The 20870-nt window shown below is 62.4% G+C and carries 22 protein-coding genes; 14 read left to right on the top strand and 8 right to left on the bottom strand.

Annotated elements, in window-relative coordinates; translation table 11 throughout:
- Nucleotides 1-7: 7 nt before the first annotated feature.
- Together AC1DYC_RS06755 and AC1DYC_RS06750 are read right to left on the bottom strand one after the other, a co-directional pair.
- Nucleotides 8-1078, bottom strand: a complete 1071-nt coding sequence (locus AC1DYC_RS06755) for a M48 family metallopeptidase (RefSeq protein ID WP_477404954.1) — start codon at nt 1076-1078, stop codon at nt 8-10.
- Between the two features lie 6 nt (nt 1079-1084).
- On the bottom strand, nt 1085-2617 hold the full coding sequence (locus tag AC1DYC_RS06750; RefSeq protein ID WP_477408197.1) for an acyl-CoA carboxylase subunit beta: 1533 nt from the start codon (nt 2615-2617) through the stop codon (nt 1085-1087).
- Nucleotides 2618-2680: 63 nt separating this feature from the next.
- Between AC1DYC_RS06750 and AC1DYC_RS06745 the strand changes: the two genes are divergently transcribed.
- The 3 genes from AC1DYC_RS06745 to AC1DYC_RS06735 all read left to right on the top strand — a co-directional run bounded on the left by AC1DYC_RS06745 (nt 2681) and on the right by AC1DYC_RS06735 (nt 4970).
- Nucleotides 2681-2917 (top strand): transcriptional regulator, encoded by a 237-nt coding sequence (locus AC1DYC_RS06745; RefSeq protein ID WP_477404952.1) that lies wholly within the window; start codon nt 2681-2683, stop codon nt 2915-2917.
- 6 nt (nt 2918-2923) lie between these two features.
- On the top strand, nt 2924-3127 hold the full coding sequence (locus AC1DYC_RS06740; RefSeq protein WP_477404950.1) for a type II toxin-antitoxin system RelE/ParE family toxin: 204 nt from the start codon (nt 2924-2926) through the stop codon (nt 3125-3127).
- Between the two features lie 406 nt (nt 3128-3533).
- Nucleotides 3534-4970, top strand: coding sequence for a DEAD/DEAH box helicase (locus AC1DYC_RS06735; RefSeq protein WP_477404948.1), 1437 nt, complete (start codon nt 3534-3536; stop codon nt 4968-4970).
- 99 nt (nt 4971-5069) lie between these two features.
- Here AC1DYC_RS06735 and AC1DYC_RS06730 read toward each other — a convergent pair whose 3' ends face one another.
- Together AC1DYC_RS06730 and AC1DYC_RS06725 are read right to left on the bottom strand one after the other, a co-directional pair.
- Nucleotides 5070-6044: an alpha/beta hydrolase gene (locus AC1DYC_RS06730; RefSeq protein ID WP_477404946.1), complete on the bottom strand. Its 975-nt coding sequence runs from the start codon at nt 6042-6044 to the stop codon at nt 5070-5072.
- Between the two features lie 70 nt (nt 6045-6114).
- Entirely contained in the window at nt 6115-6936 is an 822-nt protein-coding gene (locus AC1DYC_RS06725) for an SDR family oxidoreductase (protein ID WP_477404945.1), read from the bottom strand.
- A gap of 214 nt (nt 6937-7150) precedes the next feature.
- Here AC1DYC_RS06725 and AC1DYC_RS06720 point away from each other — a divergent pair, with 214 nt between their 5' ends.
- The 6 genes from AC1DYC_RS06720 to AC1DYC_RS06695 all read left to right on the top strand — a co-directional run bounded on the left by AC1DYC_RS06720 (nt 7151) and on the right by AC1DYC_RS06695 (nt 11665).
- The gene (locus AC1DYC_RS06720; protein ID WP_477404943.1) at nt 7151-8185 is read left to right on the top strand and encodes a cysteine synthase A; all 1035 of its coding nucleotides are present in this window, start codon (nt 7151-7153) and stop codon (nt 8183-8185) included.
- Nucleotides 8185-8928: an alanyl-tRNA editing protein gene (locus AC1DYC_RS06715; protein ID WP_477404941.1), complete on the top strand. Its 744-nt coding sequence runs from the start codon at nt 8185-8187 to the stop codon at nt 8926-8928. The genes AC1DYC_RS06720 and AC1DYC_RS06715 overlap by 1 nt, the downstream gene beginning before the upstream one ends.
- Nucleotides 8929-8967: 39 nt before the next feature.
- Complete coding sequence (gene sseA / locus AC1DYC_RS06710) at nt 8968-9819, top strand: 3-mercaptopyruvate sulfurtransferase (protein WP_477404939.1); 852 nt, start codon at nt 8968-8970, stop codon at nt 9817-9819.
- Nucleotides 9820-9824: 5 nt separating this feature from the next.
- Entirely contained in the window at nt 9825-10388 is a 564-nt protein-coding gene (locus AC1DYC_RS06705) for a GNAT family N-acetyltransferase (protein ID WP_477404937.1), read from the top strand.
- A 95-nt stretch (nt 10389-10483) separates the two neighbouring features.
- A complete protein-coding gene (locus AC1DYC_RS06700) occupies nt 10484-11053 on the top strand; it encodes an OmpA family protein (RefSeq protein ID WP_477404935.1) in 570 nt (189 codons plus the stop codon).
- 144 nt (nt 11054-11197) lie between these two features.
- The gene (locus AC1DYC_RS06695) at nt 11198-11665 is read left to right on the top strand and encodes a DUF1203 domain-containing protein (protein WP_477404933.1); all 468 of its coding nucleotides are present in this window, start codon (nt 11198-11200) and stop codon (nt 11663-11665) included.
- 445 nt (nt 11666-12110) lie between these two features.
- Here the strand turns inward: AC1DYC_RS06695 and ald are convergent, their stop codons facing one another.
- Complete coding sequence (ald, locus tag AC1DYC_RS06690; RefSeq protein WP_477404932.1) at nt 12111-13226, bottom strand: alanine dehydrogenase; 1116 nt, start codon at nt 13224-13226, stop codon at nt 12111-12113.
- A gap of 156 nt (nt 13227-13382) precedes the next feature.
- Between ald and AC1DYC_RS06685 the strand changes: the two genes are divergently transcribed.
- The gene (locus AC1DYC_RS06685; protein ID WP_112395099.1) at nt 13383-13856 is read left to right on the top strand and encodes an Lrp/AsnC family transcriptional regulator; all 474 of its coding nucleotides are present in this window, start codon (nt 13383-13385) and stop codon (nt 13854-13856) included.
- On the opposite strand, the gene AC1DYC_RS06680 is transcribed toward AC1DYC_RS06685, so the two are convergent.
- Together AC1DYC_RS06680 and AC1DYC_RS06675 are read right to left on the bottom strand one after the other, a co-directional pair.
- Entirely contained in the window at nt 13853-14311 is a 459-nt protein-coding gene (locus AC1DYC_RS06680) for a hypothetical protein (RefSeq protein WP_477404930.1), read from the bottom strand. The genes AC1DYC_RS06685 and AC1DYC_RS06680 overlap by 4 nt on opposite strands.
- Nucleotides 14312-14445: 134 nt before the next feature.
- Nucleotides 14446-15108 carry a 5-formyltetrahydrofolate cyclo-ligase gene (locus AC1DYC_RS06675; RefSeq protein ID WP_477404928.1) on the bottom strand — a complete coding sequence of 221 codons (663 nt, stop codon included), beginning with the start codon at nt 15106-15108 and terminating at the stop codon, nt 14446-14448.
- Nucleotides 15109-15288: 180 nt separating this feature from the next.
- On the opposite strand from AC1DYC_RS06675, the gene AC1DYC_RS06670 reads away from it, so the two are divergent.
- Together AC1DYC_RS06670 and AC1DYC_RS06665 are read left to right on the top strand one after the other, a co-directional pair.
- Complete coding sequence (locus AC1DYC_RS06670; protein WP_477404927.1) at nt 15289-16554, top strand: NAD(P)/FAD-dependent oxidoreductase; 1266 nt, start codon at nt 15289-15291, stop codon at nt 16552-16554.
- Between the two features lie 138 nt (nt 16555-16692).
- Nucleotides 16693-18672 carry a bifunctional 2',3'-cyclic-nucleotide 2'-phosphodiesterase/3'-nucleotidase gene (locus AC1DYC_RS06665; protein WP_477404925.1) on the top strand — a complete coding sequence of 660 codons (1980 nt, stop codon included), beginning with the start codon at nt 16693-16695 and terminating at the stop codon, nt 18670-18672.
- Between the two features lie 129 nt (nt 18673-18801).
- Here the strand turns inward: AC1DYC_RS06665 and AC1DYC_RS06660 are convergent, their stop codons facing one another.
- On the bottom strand, nt 18802-20052 hold the full coding sequence (locus AC1DYC_RS06660) for a class I SAM-dependent methyltransferase (RefSeq protein ID WP_477404923.1): 1251 nt from the start codon (nt 20050-20052) through the stop codon (nt 18802-18804).
- Between the two features lie 262 nt (nt 20053-20314).
- Here AC1DYC_RS06660 and AC1DYC_RS06655 point away from each other — a divergent pair, with 262 nt between their 5' ends.
- Together AC1DYC_RS06655 and AC1DYC_RS06650 are read left to right on the top strand one after the other, a co-directional pair.
- Complete coding sequence (locus AC1DYC_RS06655; protein WP_268926460.1) at nt 20315-20449, top strand: hypothetical protein; 135 nt, start codon at nt 20315-20317, stop codon at nt 20447-20449.
- 115 nt (nt 20450-20564) lie between these two features.
- Nucleotides 20565-20855, top strand: coding sequence for a Dabb family protein (locus tag AC1DYC_RS06650; protein WP_477404921.1), 291 nt, complete (start codon nt 20565-20567; stop codon nt 20853-20855).
- Nucleotides 20856-20870: the final 15 nt, after the last annotated feature.

Here is a 20870-nt window from a genome sequence, read left to right as displayed (position 1 = left end):
CGACGGTTCAGCGCTGAAGATAGTCTTCCATCCGCGCAGTCCATTTGGCGTTGAATTCCGCGATATGCCGTTCGGCGGCACTCGAAGCTACCAGCGTCGACAGAGCAGTTGCCGCTATCGGTTCCAGATCGGGCGGCTGGGCATAGCCAAGTGCGGCCAGCCTCTGCGCCCATGATGGATGGGTGGATTTTTCGGGCTGCGGGCTTTCCCACGCCTTGCGGGCAAAGGCATTCAGGCAAGCGGGCTCCCGCAACGCTCCGGCGGTGCTCAGGAGCCGATCGAGCGGCGGTCGTGGCGCACGCAGCGCGCCCCGCAACTCATGGTCCAGGGGTTCATAGACCTTTTCCTGGAAATGCATGTCCGCGGCGCCGATGAGCAACAGAGCTCGGGCAGCTTCAGCCGCATCGCCGGAGGATGCCGCGTGCCGGTCCGCCTTGATTTCAGCATCGCGCGACAGCCGGATATTTTCCCGTTCCAGCGATTGCGACAGCCAGCCGATGGCGGAATGGAGCAGACTGCCGGTAATCGTTTCGCCCGGCGGGGCGTACTCGAAGACAAATCCGAAACCGTTTTCGAACTCGGCCAGATTGAGGCTGCCATTGGTGTCCTTGTTGCGCACATGCGCGTCCTCATGGGCGAGGATCGCGGCAAAGGCTGTCTCATCGGTTACGGCCAGCATGGGAATGCCGACGGTCAGGAACAGCCGGTTGCCGAGAAGGCCGAAAAGCGTGCGCTCTTCGTGCACGCTGGCATTCAGCTCGTCCTCTAGTACGACAACCGTGCGAGCCGCCCGGCGCGGCCCGGCGACGCTCCGCCACAGCGCCCACAGGCCTGGCGCTTCCGCTTCGCTGATGCCCTTGACCTTGCTGCGCCGAAAGCCGGCAAACAATGTGCCGAACAGGAACGCCAATGCGGTGGTCGCGATCGGCATGGCGACAAAACCGCTGGCGATGAACCAGATCGGATGGTTGTCGAGCAGGGACATCCAGACGCAGAAGATGATGAGGGCGGGAACGACGAAGAACAGCACCGCGAACCTGCCGAACCGCCGCCCGGCGCTGATGATCAGTCGCGACATTGGAGGCTACAACGGGATGTTGTCGTGCTTCTTCCAGGGGTTTTGCATGTCCTTGTTGCGCAGCATTCTGAGTGCGCGGGCGATGCGGCGGCGGGTCGAATGCGGCATGATCACCTCGTCGACATAGCCGCGCTCGGCGGCGACGAAGGGCGACAGGAAGCGATCCTCGTATGCCTTTGTATGGGCTGCGATCTTCTCCGCGTCGCCGATATCCTTGCGATAGATGATCTCGACCGCGCCACGAGCGCCCATCACCGCGATCTGCGCCGTCGGCCAAGCATAGTTCATGTCGCCGCGCAGGTGTTTTGACGCCATCACGTCATAGGCGCCGCCATAGGCTTTTCGGGTGATGACGGTGATCTTCGGCACGGTCGCCTCGGCATAGGCGAAGAGGAGTTTGGCGCCGTGCTTGATCAGGCCGCCATATTCCTGCGCGGTACCCGGCAGGAAACCCGGAACGTCGACGAACGTGACGATCGGGATCGAGAAACAGTCGCAGAAGCGGACGAAGCGCGCCGCCTTGCGGCTGGCGTCGGAATCGAGCACGCCGGCCAGCACCATCGGCTGGTTGGCGACGAAGCCGACCGTGCGGCCTTCGACGCGGCCGAAACCGGTGACGATGTTCTTGGCAAAGTTCTGCTGGATCTCGAAAAAATCGCCTTCGTCGGCGACCTTCAGGATCAGCTCCTTGATATCATAGGGTTTGTTGGCGTTGTCGGGGATCAGCCGATCGAGCGACAGATCATGGTCGGTGACCGACTGGTAGCATTCGATCTCCGGAAGCTCCGACGTGTTGGATGCCGGCAGCAGATCAACCAGCCGCCGCATCTGCAACAGCGCCTCGACGTCGTTGTCGTAAGCGCCGTCGGCGATCGAGGATTTCGTCGTATGCACGGAGGCGCCACCGAGGCTCTCGGCGGTCACCGTTTCGTTGGTCACGGTCTTCACCACATCCGGCCCGGTGACGAACATGTAGGAGGTGTCGCGCACCATGAAGATGAAGTCGGTCATGGCCGGCGAATAGACATCTCCGCCGGCGCACGGGCCCATGATCACGGAGATCTGCGGAATGACACCGGAGGCCAGCACGTTGCGCTGGAAGATTTCGGCATATCCGCCAAGGGCGGCCACGCCTTCCTGGATGCGGGCGCCGCCGGCATCGTAGAGGCCGATGATCGGCGCGCGGTTGCGCAGCGCCATCTCCTGCACCTTGATGACCTTCTCGGCATGCGCTTCCGACAGCGAGCCGCCGAACACGGTAAAGTCCTTGGCGAAGAGATAGACCGGGCGGCCGTTGACCGTGCCCCAGCCGGTGACGACGCCGTCGCCGGCGATCTTGGTCTTCTCCATGCCGAAATCGGTCGAGCGGTGCTCGACATACATGTCGAACTCCTCGAACGAGCCTTCGTCGAGAAACACCTCGATGCGTTCGCGGGCGGTGAGCTTGCCCTTCTTGTGCTGGGCGTCGATGCGGGCCCGGCCGCCGCCCATGCGGGCGATGTCGCGGCGGCGCTCGAGTTCCTTCAGCACGTCCTTCATCGCTGGGTCCCCCATACGCGATACTTCTTGGCAGGCATTCTCCAGATATGGCAGAATAAGCCTATGAAGAACAACGTAGAAATATCCGAGGATCTGAACCGCCGGATTGAAATGCTGACCTCGCGCTCGACACTGACACGCGATCAGATCATTGAGGATGCCCTGTCCCATGGGCGTTCGCTGGCGTGGCAGGAAAAGTGGGTTGCCGGCGTTCAGGCCGGAATAGAGGCCGCCGACCGCGGCGATTTCGCCACAGAAGAAGAGATCGCGACGGTTCTCAACAAGTACAGTCAGGCATGAGCCTCGGTGCGAATTGTCTGGACCCGACACTATCTGATCGAGCTTGCATCAATCGGCGACTACATCGCCCAACATAATCCGCGGGCTGCTGCCCGGGTGGTCAATGAGATTCATTCAAAGACCGCCCGGCTGTTGTCCGCCAATCCGTTTATCGGCCGAGTTGGCGAGATCAAAGGCACACGTGAGTTGGTGATTCCGGGCACGCCTTAAAGGACACTCAGATAGAAATCCTGTTTGTCCAACACGGCGCCAGGAAATGGCCCGATGAGGTTTAAGCGGACATTTCCAACCGCTTTCTAGCCAGCTTTTGTTGCGCTGCAACATGACGCCCCTTGCATTCCGGGCCGAACTCAGCCATATGCAGCCCATAGGCGCTTGGGCCGGGAGATTCCGGCCTTCTCGACAAATGAGACTGGTTGCGTCTGTTTTCCCTCTTTCCGGTTGATCGGCAAGGTGGCGAAAGAGCCCCGTGGCATGATGCCTGCGGGCACGACAGCGCAGCCGAGTGGACGTTTCTGTCCGCCCGCCTTGTCGTTTCATATCAGATTTTTCGACGGCAGGTTGCGCCCTGCCGCCTTCGATGTTTGCGGCTAAGGCCGCGTGAAAGAAGACTATTTTGACCAACGAAAACACATCAACCGGTAGCAACACTGTGACCGGCAACACTGCGGAACTCACCGGTTTCGCAGCACTTGGAATTACGGGCGCGCTGCTCAAGGCGACCCATGGCGCCGGCTTCACTGAGCCGAAGCCGATCCAGATGCAGGCGATCCCGCCGCAGATGGAAGGCCGTGATATCTTCGGCATCGCCCAGACCGGCTCCGGCAAGACTGCGGCCTTCGCACTGCCGATCCTGTCCAAGATTATCGCGCTCGGCACCAAGCGCCGGGCCAAGACCACCCGTGCGCTGATCCTGGCGCCGACGCGCGAGCTCGCCGTGCAGATCGAGGACACCATCAAGATCCTCGCCAAGGGCGCGCATGTCTCGACCGCTCTGGTGCTTGGCGGCGTCTCGCGCTTCAGCCAGGTGAAGAAGGTTGCGCCCGGCGTTGACATCCTGATCGCCACGCCTGGCCGTCTGACCGACCTGGTGCGCGAGGGCGACCTCATCTTATCCGACACCAAGTGGCTGGTGCTGGACGAGGGCGACCGCATGCTCGACATGGGCTTCATCAACGATGTCAAGCGCATCGCCAAGGCGACCGCGCCCGACCGTCAGACGGTGCTGTTCTCGGCCACCATGCCCAACGAAATCGCCGAACTGGCGAAGGGCCTGTTGAAGAACCCGATCCGGGTCGAAGTCGCGCCGCAGAGCACCGCTGCCGCCGAGATCGTGCAAGGCGTCGTCTTTGCCCGCACCAAGCAGAAGCGCCAGGTTCTGTCGACGATGCTCGCCGACGAAGCGATGAAGTCCGTCATCATCTTTTCGCGCACCAAGCATGGCGCCGACCGGGTGACCAAGGACCTCGAGCGCGACGGCTTCAAGGCTGCCGTCATCCACGGCAACAAGTCGCAGAACGCCCGCCAGAAGGCGCTCAACGATTTCCGCGAAGGTTCGGTTCGCATTCTCGTGGCGACCGACATCGCGGCGCGCGGCATCGACGTGCCCGGCATCAGCCATGTGGTGAATTTCGACCTGCCTGACGAAGCCGAAAGCTATGTCCACCGCATCGGCCGTACCGGCCGCAACGGCATGGACGGCATTGCGATCACGCTTTGCGATCCGTCCGAAAACAGCAAGCTGCGCCAGGTCGAGCGCATCATCCGCAGCAAACTGCCGATCGTTGCCGACCATCTCGGCAGCCCCGATCCGGTGCGCAATCCGGCCGAAAAGAACGAGCGCTTCGAGCCAGCCAACGATCGCAACGACCGCAATGGCCGTCGCGACGGCAGACGGCCCGGCGGCCAGAACAACGGCTTCGGCAAGAAGCGTTTTGGTGACAAGCCGGCCTTTGCTGGTGCAGGCGAGCGCAAGCCGGAAGGCGCCAAGTCCTTCAAGGGCAACAACAAGCGCCGCTTCGGCGGCAAGCGCCCCGCGGCGCGGGCTGCCTGATCGGACAATCGGCGAGGCGCGTTGCGCCTGGCTTGATTGCTGACTGTTAGAAACGAGGACGGCCCGAGCAATGCTCCGGCCGTCCTTTTCGTTTTGCGGCTACTCGGTAATTGCCTTCACCCAGACCACAATCCGCTGCGCCAGGAAGGCCGTGGTCGAGGGCGACAGCGCGTCGCCGGCAATGACGTGGTTGTCGGGATCGCCATTGTCGTCGACCGGCACCAGTTCGTGCGGTGCGCCCCAGCGGCCGGCGATTTCGCGGGTGCGGTCTTCGCGGACCACACTGTCCGAATCCGAGAAGATGAACAGAGCCGGTATCGTCGCTTTCTCCACCGGTGCCGCGTAGGCGAGCTCGGTCAGTGCTGCCATCGGCAGTACGGCCGCCATCGGATAGGTGTGCGTCCAGAGTTTCTCGTGCAGCGCGTTGCGGGTCGGAAAGCTGCGCTCCTTGCCGCCGACGAGTTCGGCGATCTGCTTGCCCCAGGGCATGGTCAGCAGCTCGGCGCCTGAAGCCCTGACGCCGAAATTCGGCGAGATGAATGCGATTGCGGTGACGCCGTCCGACGCGCCAGGCTCTGTCGCCGCCCATGCCGCCAGCGAGCCGCCGGTCGAGGTGCCGATGACGATCACCTTGTCGCCGATGGCCCGGCCGATGGCGAGCGCCTCCTCATAGTCGTTGATCCAGGCATTGACGCTGCCTTGCGTCATGGCCGCGCCATCCTGCCCATGGCCGGTGAGGCGGGTGTAGAAAAGGTTGGCGTCGAGCTGGTCAGCGACCTCGTCGGCCAGCGGGCGAACCTCGCCCTTCGATGCCGAAAAGCCGTGGATATAGACGATCGCCAGCGGCGTCCTGGCGTGGACCATCGGATCGGCCCAGATGATTTCTTTCTCGAGCCCGTCACGGATGTTGGGGACGGCTGCTTCCTCACGCGCCAGATAGGCCTGCGGATCGTCGCCGATCACTTTGGGATCGAAGCGGATGGTAGTGTCGACGGGAACGCGCGGACCGAGCAGGAAGGCCAGAACAAGGATGACGACGACGCCCAGCACCGCAAACACGATCCGTCGCCCCATCGCAGACTCCACGCAACAAATCTCAACCTATGGCGACGGCTGTGCCCAAGCAACTGCCGGCCTTGTACAGTTATTCGTTCGGCGGCTTGCGATCGAAATTCAATGGCCGCCCCGTCCAGCGGGTCGCCGTGCTGATGAACCAGCGGCAGAAGGGCCTCGGCAGCAGCGCCAGCAGCTTCAGCCCCCAGCTCAGCCGGCGCGGGAAGGTGACCTCGAAGCCGCCCTTTTCGATGCCGCGCAGCATGCGGCGCGAGGCACGGTTGACCGGCATAAGGCCCGGCATCGGCAGCATGTTCTTTTCGGTCAGCGGTGTGTCGATGAACCCCGGATTCATCACCTGGACGCGGACATTCATCTTGTCGAAATCGTATTTCAACGACTCGGCCAGGATGTTGATCGCCGCCTTCGAGCCGCCATAGGCGGCCGTGGTCGGCCAGCCGAAATAGGCGGTCACCGAGCCGACAAGCACGATATGGCCGCGCGCGCGGATGCGCATGCGCTCCATGAGCGGGACGAGGCCATTGATGATGCCGAAATAGTTGACCTCGAAGGACTGGCGAAAGTCGCGGACCTTGAGGTCTTCGCCGGGCGTGGCGATATAGTTGCCGGCGTTGAAGACGGCGAGCACGATGGGCCCGAGATCCTTTTCGACCGCCGCCACAGTGCTTGCCATGCGCGGCTCGTCGGTGACGTCGCACGGGTAGGCAACCACGCGTCCCGGCATCTGTGCCGTCTCGACGATGAGCGTGTCGATCGGATGCTCGTCAAGCGCGCTTACGGCGACGACAAAACCCTTTGCCGCTAGGTCCTTGGCCAAAGCACGGCCGATGCCGCTGCTGCCGCCGGTAATCCAGGCGACGCCGTGCTTCGGGTTGGCCCGGTAAAGTGTCATTCTGCGCCCTGCCGATCTGTCATTAGTGCTCTAGCGGTGAAAAAATCGAATGAAAAGAGCGCTTTTCCGCACAAGGATGAAATGATCGTCATCGCGAGTCATCCGGCGACAGGAGATTGCAGTACCCGAAATGCGACTGGACCAGGCGAATTCTTGCCTTGAAACGCAAGCTTCGGGTTTCTAGGGTCTCGCGCAGCTACATAAGGAATCCCGGATGCCCCGTTCTGTGATCGAAGCGATCGGCAACACGCCCCTGATCCGCCTCAACAAGGCCTCGGAAGCAACCGGCTGTGAGATCCTGGGCAAGGCCGAGTTCATGAATCCGGGGCAGTCGGTCAAGGATCGCGCCGGCCTGTTCATCATCCGCGACGCCGAACAGCGCGGGCTGTTGAAGCCAGGCGGCGTTATCGTCGAAGGCACGGCCGGCAATACCGGCATTGGCCTGACCCTGGTCGCCAAAGCGCTGGGCTATCGCACCGTGATCGTCATTCCCGACACACAGAGCCAGGAAAAGAAAGACACGATCAAGCTGCTCGGCGCCGAGCTGATCGAAGTGCCGGCGGTGCCTTACAAGAACCCCAACAACTATGTGAAACTGTCGGGGCGGCTGGCTGAGCAGATGGCGCGTTCCGAGCCGAACGGCGCGATCTGGGCCAACCAGTTCGACAACGTCGCCAACCGCGACGGCCATATCCGCACCACGGCGGAAGAAATCTGGGCGCAGACCGGCGGCAAGGTCGACGGCTTCGTCTCGGCGGTGGGTTCGGGCGGTACGCTGGCCGGCGTTGCCTTCGGGCTGAAGGCCAAAAGCAAGAACGTCAAGATCGCGCTCGCCGATCCCTTGGGCGCGGCGCTCTATTCCTTCTACACCAGCGGCGAATTGAAGTCCGACGGCAGTTCGATCACCGAAGGCATAGGGCAGGGGCGCATCACGGCAAATCTCGAAGGGTTCACACCCGACTTCTCGTTCCAGGTGCCAGATGAGGAAGCGCTGCCGATCGTCTTCGACCTGATCCAGGAAGAGGGGCTTTGCGTCGGCGGTTCGACCGGCATCAACATTGCCGGTGCGATCAGGCTGGCGCGCGAGCTCGGCCCGGGCCACACCATTGTGACCATCCTTGCCGACTACGGCACGCGTTATCAGTCGAAGCTGTTCAACCCGGAATTTTTGCGCGAAAAGAACCTGCCGGTGCCGGGCTGGATGGACGAGCGCAGCACAATTTCAGTGCCGTACGAGAAGGTCGCCTGATGGCGCACAAGACCGAAGCGCTGTTTCGCGACGACGCCTATTTGAAGACGGCCGAAGCCACCGTGGTCGCGATCAACGAGCGTGGCGGCATCATTTTGGACCGGACGATCTTCTACGCCACATCGGGTGGCCAGCCCGGCGACACCGGCATGCTGGAGCGCGCCGACGGCAGCCGCATCGCCATTGCCGCCACCATCACCGGCGAGACCAAGGACGAGATTATCCATGTGCCGGCGCCGGAGCAGCCGGTGCCCGAAATTGGCGAGCGGATAAAACTCGCCATCGACTGGGAGCGGCGGCATCTCCTGATGCGCATGCACGCCGCCTGTCATTTGCTCACCGTCGTCTGTCCGTTTCCGATCACCGGTGCTGCGGTCTCCGAAGATGACAGCCGTGTCGACTTCGACGCTCCGGATGCCGGCTTCACCAAGGAAGATGTCACCGCCGGGCTGATGGCGCTGGTGCGTGCCGACCATCCGATCTTCATCAGGCTGATCACCGACGAGGAACTGGCGGCCAATCCGGGCCTGGTGAAATCCAAGAATGTCCGGCCGCCGGTCGGCACCGGCAAGATCCGCCTGGTCTGCATCGGCGACAACGCTTCGGTCGACAGCCAGCCCTGTGGCGGCACGCATGTCAAAAGCACCGGCGAGATCGGTGAGATCCACATCGGCAAGATCGAAAAGAAGGGCCGCGAGAACCGGCGTTTTCGCATCCGCTTCGGACCGATGCCTGCGGCTTGAAACCAAGATGCTTCGCGTGCGCGGGGCAGGAGAAAAAGAATGGCCGATGACAGCCCTTTCACCGTCGATGCGGACTGGTTGCAGAGCCGCCTTGGCGAGCCCGGCCTGACGATTGTCGATGCGTCCTGGTATCTGCCGGCGCAAAAGCGCGATGCACGCGCCGAGTATGAGGCCGCGCATATTCCCGGTGCGCGCTTCTTCGATCACGATGCGGCATCTGACCCGGATGCCAAGCTGCCGCACACGCTGCCCTCGCCACAGCATTTCGCGCAATATGTCGGCGCCATGGGCATTTCGGCCGATGACACCATCATCGTCTATGACGGTCCGGGTTTTTTTTCGGCGCCGCGGGCGTGGTGGATGTTTCGCGTCATGGGCGTGTTCCAGGTCTACGTGCTGGACGGCGGCTTCGACCGCTGGAAAGCGGCAGGCAGGCCGGTGACGGCGGAGCCGACCAAGATCGCGCCAAATGTTTTTCATGCCGATTTCGATGCCTTCCGGGTCGCCAGCCTCTCCGAAATGCGCCGCATCGTCGAAACGAAGGAGAGCCAGATTGCGGATGCCCGTGGCGCCGGCCGCTTCACCGGAGCCGAGCCGGAGCCTCGTGCCGGTGTCCGCTCCGGTCACATGCCCGGCGCGCGCAATTTGCCTTATTCGGCGCTGTCGCGGGACGGCGAGCTATTGTCGAAGGACCAGCTGCGCAAGGCCGTTGAAGATGCCGGTATCGATCTGTCGAAGCCTGTCGTCACCTCTTGCGGCTCCGGTATCACCGCGGCTGTCATCACGCTGGCGCTGGAGTCGCTCGGCCACACCGACAACAGGCTCTATGACGGCTCATGGACGGAATGGGGCGGGCTGGCCGATACGCCCGTTGCAACGGGCAAGGAATGATGGCGATGGAAAACGGCGTGCTGGACGACATCGAGGTTACGGTGACGTTTCTGGAAATGCATGTGCCGCCGGCCTATTCGCCGCCCGTGCCCTACAACAAACAGATCGCGCTGTTGAAGACCAAGGACATTCCGCTGCATTTCTACCGCTATCTAATGGATCGGGTGGGGCGCAAATGGCATTGGGTCAATGTGCTGCGGCTGGACGATGACGAGCTCTCAGCCGGCATCCACCGCGAGGACCGCGACATCCGCGTGCTTTATCTCGACGGTGCGCCGGCGGGGTTCTTCGACCTCAAGCCGCATCTGCCTGAGGAAGTCGAGCTCGCCTATTTCGGCATGATGGAGCACGCGACCGGGCAAGGCATCGGCCGCTGGTTCCTGGGCGCCGCGATCGCCGCCGCCTGGTCATACGGGCCGAAACGGGTGACGGTGCAGACCTGCACACTCGACCATCCGGCCGCCTTGCCGCTCTACCAGAAGCTCGGCTTTGCGCCGGTGGCGCAAAAGAAGGAGACCGTGCATCCGCTGCCTTTCGCCGAGCGCTCGGCCAGCGTCATGCGGCCTTGACTTCCTGAAGGCTGAACCTGCCATTCATCGGCGCTTCAGACTGCCTCTGCCATGGTGGCGTCAACACTGACGCGACCATTGCCGAGGAGAAGGATATGCTGAGCCGACGAACATTTGCTGCAGCGCTGATTGCTTCACTTGCGCTGCCGACCCTTGGGCCGACATTGGCCGCCGCACAGGCGACCACGCCGTCGGCGGCAACGATCGAGCGACAGCTCGACGCCGCGCCCCGGGTGAAACTGCGCCCCAACCAGCGCGTCACCATCCGCGAATTCAAACGGCGGCCGGATCTGCGGCGTCAGGCGCGCTCGATCGACATCCAGTCGATCAATTTCGCCTTCGGCTCGGCCGCCATTTCCAGCTCGCAATACGGCAAGATCGAAAACATCGCCGACGCGCTGGAGCGCATTCTGCGCCGCGATCCCGGCGCCCGCGTGCTGATCGAGGGCCACACCGATGCGGTCGGTTCCTTCCAGTCGAACCAGATCCTGTCGGAGCAGCGCGCCGCCTCGCTGAAGCGCACGCTGGTGCGCGAGTTTGGCGTGCCGGGCTATGCGCTGGAAACTGTCGGTTATGGCGAGGAATTCCTGCTGGTGCAGACCCAGGAAGAGAACTGGCGCAACCGCCGGGTGACGCTGCGCCGCTTCGACGATTTCATCCGCTGACCAGGACGGAATTCTGAAGCAACGTTTCAGCAGTCCGGCCTGAAATGGCCGGGCCGCTGGCCGTCTCACAGCCTTGGCCGGAATCGGGTGGGAGGCACCGGCGTGGCGGCATATTCTCAGGTCAAAGACACCGGAGAGTCAGCCATGACCGTTCAGTTCAAAGCCTTGCCGACAGAAGACGTCAGAGCGCTGCAGCGCGGCGGTCCGGACGCCTATGGGCAGACGCCCGAACGCAGGATTTCCGACGGCGACGGCGTGCCTTGCCGGCATTGCCTGAGAAACGTCGCCGAAGGCGATGGCTATCTGATCCTGGCCTACCGGCCGTTCCCGGCGTTGCAGCCTTACGCCGAGACCGGACCGATCTTCCTGCATGCGCAGGAATGCGAACGTGCAGCCGAAACCGAAGCGCTTCCGGACATGCTCGAGAGCAGCGACTATATCGTGCGCGGCTATGGAGCGAATGACCGCATCGTCTATGGCAGCGGCGGAGTCATTCCGACGCATGATATAGCGGCGCGAGCCGAGACATTGTTCGAGCGCGACGACATCGCTTATGTCCATGTCCGCTCGGCGCGCAACAATTGCTATCAGTGCCGCATCGAGCGCGCGTGACGGCAATGCAAAAAAATGCCCGCCGGTGGTCTGGCGGGCAGTTGGGAACCGTGTGACGGAAGCTGCCGCCGAAGAGGCCTGCATAGGAGACATCAGGCGTTCGGGAGGTAGCTGGGGCCGCCAAGTTGGCAGCATCTGTCTGCGCAGGTTTTTCGAATGTCTGATGTGAAGCACTTCACACAGCGCCAGCGATCGGCGCGAACATGGCGGCACCGGTTGAGAGCTGTCGCACTCCCGTCGTATTCATACGGTAATAGGGAGAGGTCGATGGATTTGCCGACCGCGGATGAACCGGCGGGAATCTCGACGACTGAGGAAGCGGGGCTTTGGCTCCGCTTTTTTGTTGTCTGCCAGCCTGTTCAATTCCGATGTTAGGATCTTGGACAAAGAAAAACCCGCCGGTACAACCGGCGGGTGAGGGAGGCAGAAGCTGTTTTAGATCAGGTCAGGCGGCCAAAACCGCCTTCGGTTCGACCAACTCGTAGCCGAGCGCTTCGGCGACGGCGCGATTGGTGATCTTGCCTCTGTGGACATTGAGACCGTTGCGCAAATGATGGTCGTCGACCAGCGCCTTCAGACCCTTGTCGGCCAGTTGCAGGCCATAGTGCAGCGTCGCGTTGTTGAGTGCGTGCGCAGAGGTGACCGGCACGGCGCCAGGCATGTTGGCAACGCAGTAATGGATGACGCCGTCGACTTCATAGGTCGGCTCGGCATGGGTGGTGGCATGCGAGGTCTCGAAGCAGCCGCCCTGGTCGATGGCGACGTCGACCAGCACCGAGCCCTTCTTCATGCCCGACAGCATTTCGCGGGTCACCAGCTTGGGGGCAGCAGCACCCGGGATGAGCACGGCGCCGACGACGATGTCGGCCGAGAAGCATTCTTCTTCCAGCGCCTCGACGGTGGAGTAGCGGGTGTGGACGCGGCCGGCAAAGAGGTCGTCGAGCTGGCGCAGGCGCGGGATCGAGCGGTCGATGATGGTGACGTCGGCGCCGAGGCCGGCCGCCATCCTGGCCGCATGCAGGCCGACGACGCCGCCGCCGAGCACTGTGACCTTGCCGGGCAGCACGCCGGGCACGCCGCCGAGCAGCACGCCGCGGCCGCCATTGGCCTTCTGCAGCGCCGTGGCGCCGGCCTGGATCGACAGGCGGCCGGCGACTTCCGACATCGGCGCCAACAGCGGCAGGCCGCCACGGTCGTCGGTCACGGTCTCATAGGCAATCGCTGTGACGCCGGAGGCGAGCAAGCCCTTGGTCTGCTCCGGATCCGGAGCCAGGTGCAGATAGGTGTAGAGGATCTGGCCGTCGCGCAGCTGCGCCCATTCATTGGGCTGCGGCTCTTTGACCTTGACGATCATGTCCGACTTGGCAAACACGTCGGCGGCGGTCTTGGCGATGGTGGCGCCGGCGGCGCGGTAGGCGTTGTCATCGGCGCCGATGCCGGCGCCGGCGCCTGTTTCGACCAGCACTTCATGGCCGTGCGCGACATATTCGCGGACCGAGCCCGGCGTCAGACCGACGCGGTATTCATGGTTCTTGATTTCCTTGGGGCAGCCGACGCGCATTGTCTTCTCCTCATCCGGCCCTTTTGGGCTCGTTCCCTGTATGAACCCAGTGAACCACGAATCGTTGCGCAGGTGTTTGCGAATGCGCTTGCGCGGGATCATGCGTTTCGATAATCGTTGCGCCAAATAGCATGTTTTTCGCAGGAATCACTAGAAATGCCGCTCGATAGGATCGATATCGCCATTCTCGAGACTTTGCAGAAGGATGGGCGCATACCCAATGCGGCGCTGGCCGAAAGAGTTGGCCTGTCGCAGTCTGCCTGCTCGCGTCGCCTCGACAATCTGGAGAAATCCGGCACCATTCGCGGCTATCACGCCCGGCTTTCGAATGCCGCGCTCGGCCACCAGATGACGGCGATCGTGCACATCTCGCTGTCGGGGCAATTCGAAAAGACGCTGTCTGATTTCGAGGCGGCGATCAAGCGCTGCCCGAATGTGCTGTCCTGCCACCTGATGTCGGGCGAATACGACTACATCCTGCGCATCGCCGCCAAGGACCTGGTCGACTATGAGCGCATCCACAAGGAGTGGCTGTCGGCGATGCCGCATGTGACCAAGATCAATTCGTCATTTGCCTTGCGCGAGATCGTCGATCGGACCGCCATGGGCATGAAGCCGGAACTGGCTTAACGCCAAAGGCAGATCCGGACGTCCTTCCCGATATAGCACGCGCCTTCGCGGCGAAGGTCTTCCCAGCGTTCATCGCCGTGCGTTGCGCGAATGTCGGAGTTGCCATAGCCCGCCCAGACATAGCCGTCCTTGTAGACATCCGCCCAGTAATCTTCGGACATTTCACCGGCGCCACTATGCGTGTCGGGATAGTCGATCCCTGCAAAAACTTGCCGGGGCCCCTGGATGTTGAAATCGCCGCCTTGCTCGATTTGATAGGAGCACCGTCCGGTTATGCGGGTCTGACCGTCAGCAACAAGCAGGCAGCGGCCCCATTTATAGCCGCTCGGCAAACGATGCCGTGGTTGCGCATGCGCAGGCGAAAAGGAAAACGCGATTGCAAGGGCGGTTGCTATGGTTCGTCCGATCATCCGTGTCACCCGTTGCGAAGCAATCAGTTCAGAGCGGCTGGACATGGTTGGATCCGCCCGGAGCGCCTGTCGAAATGATGCTCCGCAGCGTGGCCACCTTGAAGATCATGCTATTCGTCGACCAAGTCGGATTTTTGGCATTAGCGAAATCCAGCCGGTTTCATTTGTTGAACGGGCGCTTAGGCCTCGGTCACCAGCCGGTCCATCGGGATGTCGTGCGGTTGCGGGTAGATGGTGGGGATGCGCTGCAGTTCATAGCCGACGCCGATGACCAGGGGCTTGAACGGCATTGCCGCCAGCGTTCGATCGAAGAAGCCGCCGCCATAGCCCAGGCGGTAGTTTTGCGGATCGATGCCGACGATCGGTGAAATGACGATATCGGGCAGCACCGGGTCGCCTTCGGCCGGGATCGGGATGTTCCAGACGCCTTTTTCCAGCCGGTCGCCCGGGACGTAAGCGCGGAAGATCAGTGGCTGTCCCTTCTCGATAACGACGGGCAGCGCCGTGCGGCCGCCGCGTTCGTTGACCGACGCCATCCAGGGCCGCAGGTCCGGCTCGCCGCGAAACGGCCAACAGAGGCTGACCATGCGGCCGGCAATGTCGCCGATCACCGCGTCGAGACCGTCGGCAATACGCTGCGACATGGCTGCGCGCGCATCGGCTGAAACAGCAAGACGCGCCGCGATCAGCCGTTCGCGCTCGGCCTTGCGCCAACGGCGCACATCGGTCCAGTCGGACAAAGGCGAGCGGAATTCCGGATCGAGCTCATGCATGAAGCAAGGCGGCGAGAAATATTGCGCCGGGCCTTCGCCATCTTTGGCGTCGTCATGATCGTTGGCCATGCCTCACTCCCGTGATCCTGGCGTGTGAGGCTATACCCGTCCGAGCCTGCCGACATAGGCATTCGCGACATTGGAAGGCGAGTCTTGGGCAGCCTTGATGCATGGCAGTCTTGCGCTCTACGAGATTGTTGCGGTGCACAAAAATCACTAGATAAGGATGGTGAAAACGAGGTGAGTGCGATGAATGAAACAAGCCATCATGTCGTTGTCGTGGGGGCGGGATTCGGCGGTCTCGAACTGACCCGGGCGCTCTCCGGTGCACCGGTGCGCATCACCATGATCGACAAGCGCAACCACCACCTTTTCCAGCCGCTGCTCTACCAGGTGGCGACGACGTCGCTGGCGACGTCGGAGGTTGCCTGGCCGATCCGCCATCTGTTGCGCAAGCGCAAGGATGTGACGACGCTTTTGGGCAACGTCACCGGCGTCGATCGCCAAGCCAACCGCGTGCTGCTCGAGGACGGCAGTTCGGTTCCCTACGACACGCTGGTGCTCGCCACCGGCGCCCGCCACGCTTATTTTGGCCATGACGAATGGGAGCCGTTTGCGCCCGGGCTGAAGACGCTTGAGGACGCCACCACGATCCGCCGCCGCATCCTGCTTGCCTTCGAGCAGGCCGAGCGCGAGACCGATCCGGCCAAGCGCCAGGCGCTGCTAACGCTGGTCATTGTCGGCGGCGGCCCGACCGGCGTCGAGCTTGCCGGCACCATCGTCGAGCTCGCGCATGAGACGCTGCGCGGCGAATTCCGCAACATCGACACGCGTGAGGCGCGCGTGGTGCTGGTCGAGGCGGGCGACCGAATCCTGGCCAATTTCGCGCCGCAACTGTCCGACTATGCCCGCAAGGCGCTGGAACGGCTGGGCGTCACCGTCGAGCTTGGCCGCGCCGTCACGCGCCTGGATGCCGAAGGCGTCGTCTTTGGCGATACCCATCTTCCCGCGCGGACGATCCTGTGGGCCGCCGGCGTTGCCGCCTCGCCTGCCGGAGAGTGGCTGGGCGCGCCGGTCGACCGGGCGGGCAGGGTGATGGTCGAGCCCGATCTGACCGTGCCCAACAACCCGGAGATCTTCGTCATCGGCGACACAGCGCATGTGTTGCGGCCGGATGGCAAGCCGGTGCCAGGCGTGGCGCCCTCCGCCAAGCAGGAGGGCAAGCATGTTGCCGCGACGATCAAGGCGCGGCTGACCGGCGATAGCGCGCCGCGTCCGTTTCGCTACCGGCATGCCGGCGACCTCGCGACGATCGGCAAGTGGGCGGCCGCGATCGATTTCGGCTGGATCAAGCTCACCGGCTGGGTCGCCTGGTGGCTGTGGGGCGTGGCCCACATCTACTTCCTGATCGGCTTCCGCAATCGGCTGTCGGTATCGCTTAGCTGGCTATGGATCTATTTTACCGGCCAACGCAGCGCTCGGTTGATCACCCAGGGCGATGACGACAAGGGCTGAGGTCTTCCTGTCGGCCACGGATATTCATCCAGCCGTCACCTTTTGCTGATCGATTGACTTCCCGATGGACATGGCCAGTTTTCGGCGCGAAGGTTTCGGCCGGGGCTGGGCTGTTCACGTCGCTGGGAAGGAAAACCAATGTCGCCTTTGCTCCACCCCGTCTCCCGCCGCGGTTTTCTTGCCGGTGCGGCCGCTACAGGCGCGCTGATCATGCTGCATCCGTTCTCCGCCCGCGCGCAGGCCAACCAGGCGCATCTCAGGATCATGGAGACCACCGACATCCACGTGAATGTGCTGCCTTACGATTACTACGCCGACAAAGCGAACGACACGATGGGCCTATCTCGTACGGCGTCGCTGATCGCGGCGGTGCGCAAGGAAGCCACCAATGCGATGCTGATCGACAATGGCGATCTCCTGCAGGGCAATCCGATGGGCGATTACATCGCCTACGAAAAGGGCCTGAAGGATGGCGATCTGCATCCGATCATGAAGGGCATGAACCTGCTCGGCTATGAATGCTCGACGCTCGGCAATCACGAGTTCAATTACGGCCTGTCGTTTCTCGACAAGGTGCTGGCCGGGGCCAATTTTCCGTTCGTCTGCGCCAATCTGATCCGCGGCACCGAGCTTGCCGCCAACCCGCGCGACGACAAGCTCTATCTCAAGCCCTACGTCATCCTAGACAAGAAGATCAAGGACGGGTCGGGCGCCGAGCAGCCGATCAAGATCGGTATTATCGGCTTCGTGCCGCCGCAGATCATGGTCTGGGACCTGAAGAACCTCGAAGGCAATGTCCGGACGCGCGGCATCGTCGAGGCGGCCAAGGCCTGGGTGCCTGAGATCAAGGAGGCGGGCGCCGACATCGTCATTGCGCTCTCGCATTCCGGCATCGATATCAAACAGGGCGATGGCATGGAAAACGCCTCGTTCTTCGTCGCCGGCGTCGAGGGCATCGATGCGGTGTTCACCGGCCATCAGCATCTGGTTTTCCCGGGCAAGAAGGACTTTCAGGCGCTTGACGGCGTCGACACCGAAAAGGGCACGCTGCAAGGCAAGCCGGCGGTGATGGGCGGCTTTTGGGGTTCGCATATGGGCCTGATCGACCTTTTGCTGGAACGCGATGTATCGAAATGGCGCGTGGTCTCGGCGACTTCGGAGGCACGGCCGATCTACGAGCGCGTCGACAAGGCGAACAAGCCGACGGTGGCGGACGACCAGCGCATCGTCGATGCGCTTAAGGCGGACCACGAGGCGACGCTTGCCTATGTTCGCCGCCCGGTGGGCAAGACGTCGGCGCCGCTCTATTCCTATTTCGCGCTGGTGGCCGACGATCCCTCAGTGCAGATCGTCAACCAGGCGCAGAGCTGGTACCTCAAGAATATCTTGAAGAGCACGCAGTGGAAGGATGTGCCGCTGCTTTCGGCGGCCGCACCCTTCAAGGCCGGCGGGCGCAACGGTGCCGACTACTACACCGATGTGCCGGTGGGCGACATCGCCATCAAGAACGTTGCCGATCTCTATCTCTATCCGAACACGGTACGGGCGGTTGAGATCACCGGAGCGCAGGTCAAGGAATGGCTGGAAATGTCGGCCGGCATTTTCAGGAAGATCGAGGCTGGGAAAGCCGACCAGGCGCTGATCGACACTGAATTCCCGTCCTACAATTTCGATGTGATCGACGGCGTCAGCTACAAGATAGACCTGTCGCAGCCGCCGAAATACGATGCCAAGGGTGGCGTCGCCAATGCCAGCTCCAGCCGCATCGTCGACCTCAGCTTCGGTGGCAAGCCCATTGATCCTGCAGCGAAATTCGTCGTCGCCACCAACAATTACCGCGCCGGCGGCGGTGGCAATTTCCCTGACATCAACGCTTCGAAGATCATCTACGAGGCGCCGGACACCAACCGCGACGTGATCGTGCGCTACGTCGTCAGCGAGGGCACGATCAATCCCTCGGCGGACGACAATTGGTCGTTCACGCCGCTGCCTGGAACCAGCGTGGTGTTCGAGACCGGCCCCAAGGCAAAGGATTATATCGCCTCGGTGAAATCGCTGAAGATCGAGCCGGTGGGCGAGGGCGAAGCGGGGTTCGCGAAGTACCGCATCCTGCTTTGAGGGGCGGGCGGGCAGATGCCCGCTCACACTGGAGCAATTCCAGGAAAAGTGTGAGCGGTTTTCCCTTCGGAATTGCGTCAAAACAAAGCGATTGAGTGTTTCGCCGTTTCCGTGAAACGGTGAAACGCTCTATGCCTTGTAGACCACCTGGCGCACGTCGATGTAGCTGGCTCTGAAGCCGGCTTCGCAATAGTGGAGGTAAAACTCCCAGAGCTTCTTGAAGCGGTCGTCGAAGCCGAGTGGGACGATCTTTTCCCACGATTGCCAGAAGCGGTTACGCCATTCGGCCAGCGTGCGGGCATAGTCGTCCGGGAAGACGCGCTCGCGCAGATGGGCAAGGCCGTGGTCACTGCCCAGAGATTTCAGGATCGACGGCGTCGGCAGCATGCCGCCCGGAAAGACATAGCGCTGGATGAAGTCCGGCCGCGCCCGATAGGTGTCGTAGGCGGCCTCGTTGATGGTGATGATCTGCAGGCCGGCGGTGCCGCCGGGCCTCAGGCAGGCCTTCATCTTGCCGAAGAACACAGGCCAGTATTTTTCGCCGACCGCCTCGAACATCTCGATTGAGGCGATGCGATCATAAGTGCCTGTTTCGTCGCGATAATCCTGCAGCTTGATGTCGACCTTGTCGGCCAGCCCCGCCTTCTGGATGCGCTCCTTGGCGAAGTCGTGCTGTTCGCGGCTGATGGTCAAGCCGGTGACGCGGCAGCCGATCTCGCGCGCCGCAAATTCGGCAAAACCACCCCAGCCGCAGCCGATCTCCAGCACATGGTCCTTCTTGCCGATGCCGGTGTCCTTGGCCAAGGCGCGGTATTTGGCGGCCTGCGCGCTTTCAAGGTCGTTGGCGCCGGTCGCATAGAGCGCCGACGAATAGGTCATGCTCGGATCGAGCCATTGCTTGTAGAAGGCGTTGCCGAGGTCGTAATGCGCCGAAATGTTGCGCTTAGAGCCGGTGCGGGTGTTTTCGTTGAACCAGTGGCGGATGCGCTGGACGGTATTGATGAGCCAGCTGGCGCCGCCGGCGATGCGTTCGCCAACGGCCGAGTTGACGACAAACAGTTCGAGGAAGCTGGTTACATCAGGGCTTTCCCAGTCGCCGTCCATGTAGGATTCGGCAACGCCGATGGTGCCGCCGGAAAAGGCACGGCCGGGCAGGCGCCAATTCTTCAGCACCAGTTCGGCGTCGGGACCGGGCGCATTGCCGCCGACAAGAACGGCGCGGCCATCCGGCATCCTCACCTTCAGCGAACCGCGCGGCAGTTTCATCGCCGCCGACAGCACCATGCGCGCCTTGGCCGGCAAGCCCTTGACGATCTCGGCGAAGTTGAGTTCGTCCAGCCTGATGGCGTCGCCTATGCCTTTGTATTCCTTGACAGCCATCTCACATCCCCCTGCACTTTCGCGGTGACGGCGCAACATCTGCCGGCCTCCACATCCTCCACATTTCATTCGCCGGGCGCGAACCCCGCACCCTGCGTGAATTTTCGCCACAATCTTCCACCGCATCCACCAGAACTTCAAGAGGCAAGCTGTGGGCGCGGCTGGGCCAAAAACAGCCGGCTCGAGGCCAGAATTCGCGGGAGAGCGCGACCCTCGGCGAAATCACTATGGTTACGAACCGCCACATACGTTAGTTTCAGCCATGCGTTACGTCGTCGTCATCATGGCCATCGCCTTTTTCCTGATCTGGGACGGCCTCTACAACAGTGGCCGCTATCTCGACACTTCGGTCAGAGAGATGTCGCGCATCGTTCGCTACGTCACCGGCGGGGGCTAGCTTTTTGCGCCTCTGCAAAGTTGCCTTCCGGCACCGCCGGGCGCGACATCGTGGCGGTTGACGCAGCCGTCCCGCTCACACAAAACATGCCGGCAAATCTGATGTGGAGGCAGGCGTGATCCGGCATATCGTTTTCTTCAGCGCGCGGCGCAAGGACGATGTCGAGGCAGTGCGCACGGGCTTGCTCAACCTGGGCAAGATCCCGCATTCAAACCTGTTCGAGGTGACGCTCAACACCAAGGTCGACCCGCTGTCGGACGCGATCGATGTGGTCGTCTATGCAGAGTTCGAGGACGATGCGGCGTTGGCCGCCTACAAGGCGCACCCGCTCTATGCCGAGACGACCAGCCGGGTCAAACCGTTGCGCGAATTGCGCTATTCGGCCGATGTCGTGGCGGTGGCCTGATCGGGCAGGCAGGAA

The sequence above is a fragment of the Mesorhizobium sp. P2_E7 genome, from assembly GCF_056403855.1.
The sequence above is the reverse complement of the archived record's forward strand: the minus strand, read 5'-3'. Positions and strand labels throughout refer to the sequence as shown.

What these genes read in the sequence shown, in the direction of transcription:
- AC1DYC_RS06755 (WP_477404954.1), bottom strand. Translation starts at nt 1,078, where the DNA reads ATGTCGCGACTGATCATCAGCGCCGGGCGGCGGTTCGGCAGGTTCGCG.
- AC1DYC_RS06675 (WP_477404928.1), bottom strand. Translation starts at nt 15,108, where the DNA reads ATGGCCAACGATCATGACGACGCCAAAGATGGCGAAGGCCCGGCGCAA.
- AC1DYC_RS06715 (WP_477404941.1), top strand. Translation starts at nt 8,185, where the DNA reads ATGGCGCACAAGACCGAAGCGCTGTTTCGCGACGACGCCTATTTGAAG.
- AC1DYC_RS06665 (WP_477404925.1), top strand. Translation starts at nt 16,693, where the DNA reads ATGTCGCCTTTGCTCCACCCCGTCTCCCGCCGCGGTTTTCTTGCCGGT.
- AC1DYC_RS06660 (WP_477404923.1), bottom strand. Translation starts at nt 20,052, where the DNA reads ATGGCTGTCAAGGAATACAAAGGCATAGGCGACGCCATCAGGCTGGAC.
- AC1DYC_RS06745 (WP_477404952.1), top strand. Translation starts at nt 2,681, where the DNA reads ATGAAGAACAACGTAGAAATATCCGAGGATCTGAACCGCCGGATTGAA.
- AC1DYC_RS06725 (WP_477404945.1), bottom strand. Translation starts at nt 6,936, where the DNA reads ATGACACTTTACCGGGCCAACCCGAAGCACGGCGTCGCCTGGATTACC.
- AC1DYC_RS06730 (WP_477404946.1), bottom strand. Translation starts at nt 6,044, where the DNA reads ATGGGGCGACGGATCGTGTTTGCGGTGCTGGGCGTCGTCGTCATCCTT.
- AC1DYC_RS06685 (WP_112395099.1), top strand. Translation starts at nt 13,383, where the DNA reads ATGCCGCTCGATAGGATCGATATCGCCATTCTCGAGACTTTGCAGAAG.
- AC1DYC_RS06670 (WP_477404927.1), top strand. Translation starts at nt 15,289, where the DNA reads ATGAATGAAACAAGCCATCATGTCGTTGTCGTGGGGGCGGGATTCGGC.
- AC1DYC_RS06705 (WP_477404937.1), top strand. Translation starts at nt 9,825, where the DNA reads ATGGAAAACGGCGTGCTGGACGACATCGAGGTTACGGTGACGTTTCTG.
- AC1DYC_RS06655 (WP_268926460.1), top strand. Translation starts at nt 20,315, where the DNA reads ATGCGTTACGTCGTCGTCATCATGGCCATCGCCTTTTTCCTGATCTGG.
- AC1DYC_RS06720 (WP_477404943.1), top strand. Translation starts at nt 7,151, where the DNA reads ATGCCCCGTTCTGTGATCGAAGCGATCGGCAACACGCCCCTGATCCGC.
- AC1DYC_RS06700 (WP_477404935.1), top strand. Translation starts at nt 10,484, where the DNA reads ATGCTGAGCCGACGAACATTTGCTGCAGCGCTGATTGCTTCACTTGCG.
- AC1DYC_RS06695 (WP_477404933.1), top strand. Translation starts at nt 11,198, where the DNA reads ATGACCGTTCAGTTCAAAGCCTTGCCGACAGAAGACGTCAGAGCGCTG.
- sseA (WP_477404939.1), top strand. Translation starts at nt 8,968, where the DNA reads ATGGCCGATGACAGCCCTTTCACCGTCGATGCGGACTGGTTGCAGAGC.
- AC1DYC_RS06680 (WP_477404930.1), bottom strand. Translation starts at nt 14,311, where the DNA reads ATGTCCAGCCGCTCTGAACTGATTGCTTCGCAACGGGTGACACGGATG.
- ald (WP_477404932.1), bottom strand. Translation starts at nt 13,226, where the DNA reads ATGCGCGTCGGCTGCCCCAAGGAAATCAAGAACCATGAATACCGCGTC.
- AC1DYC_RS06750 (WP_477408197.1), bottom strand. Translation starts at nt 2,617, where the DNA reads ATGAAGGACGTGCTGAAGGAACTCGAGCGCCGCCGCGACATCGCCCGC.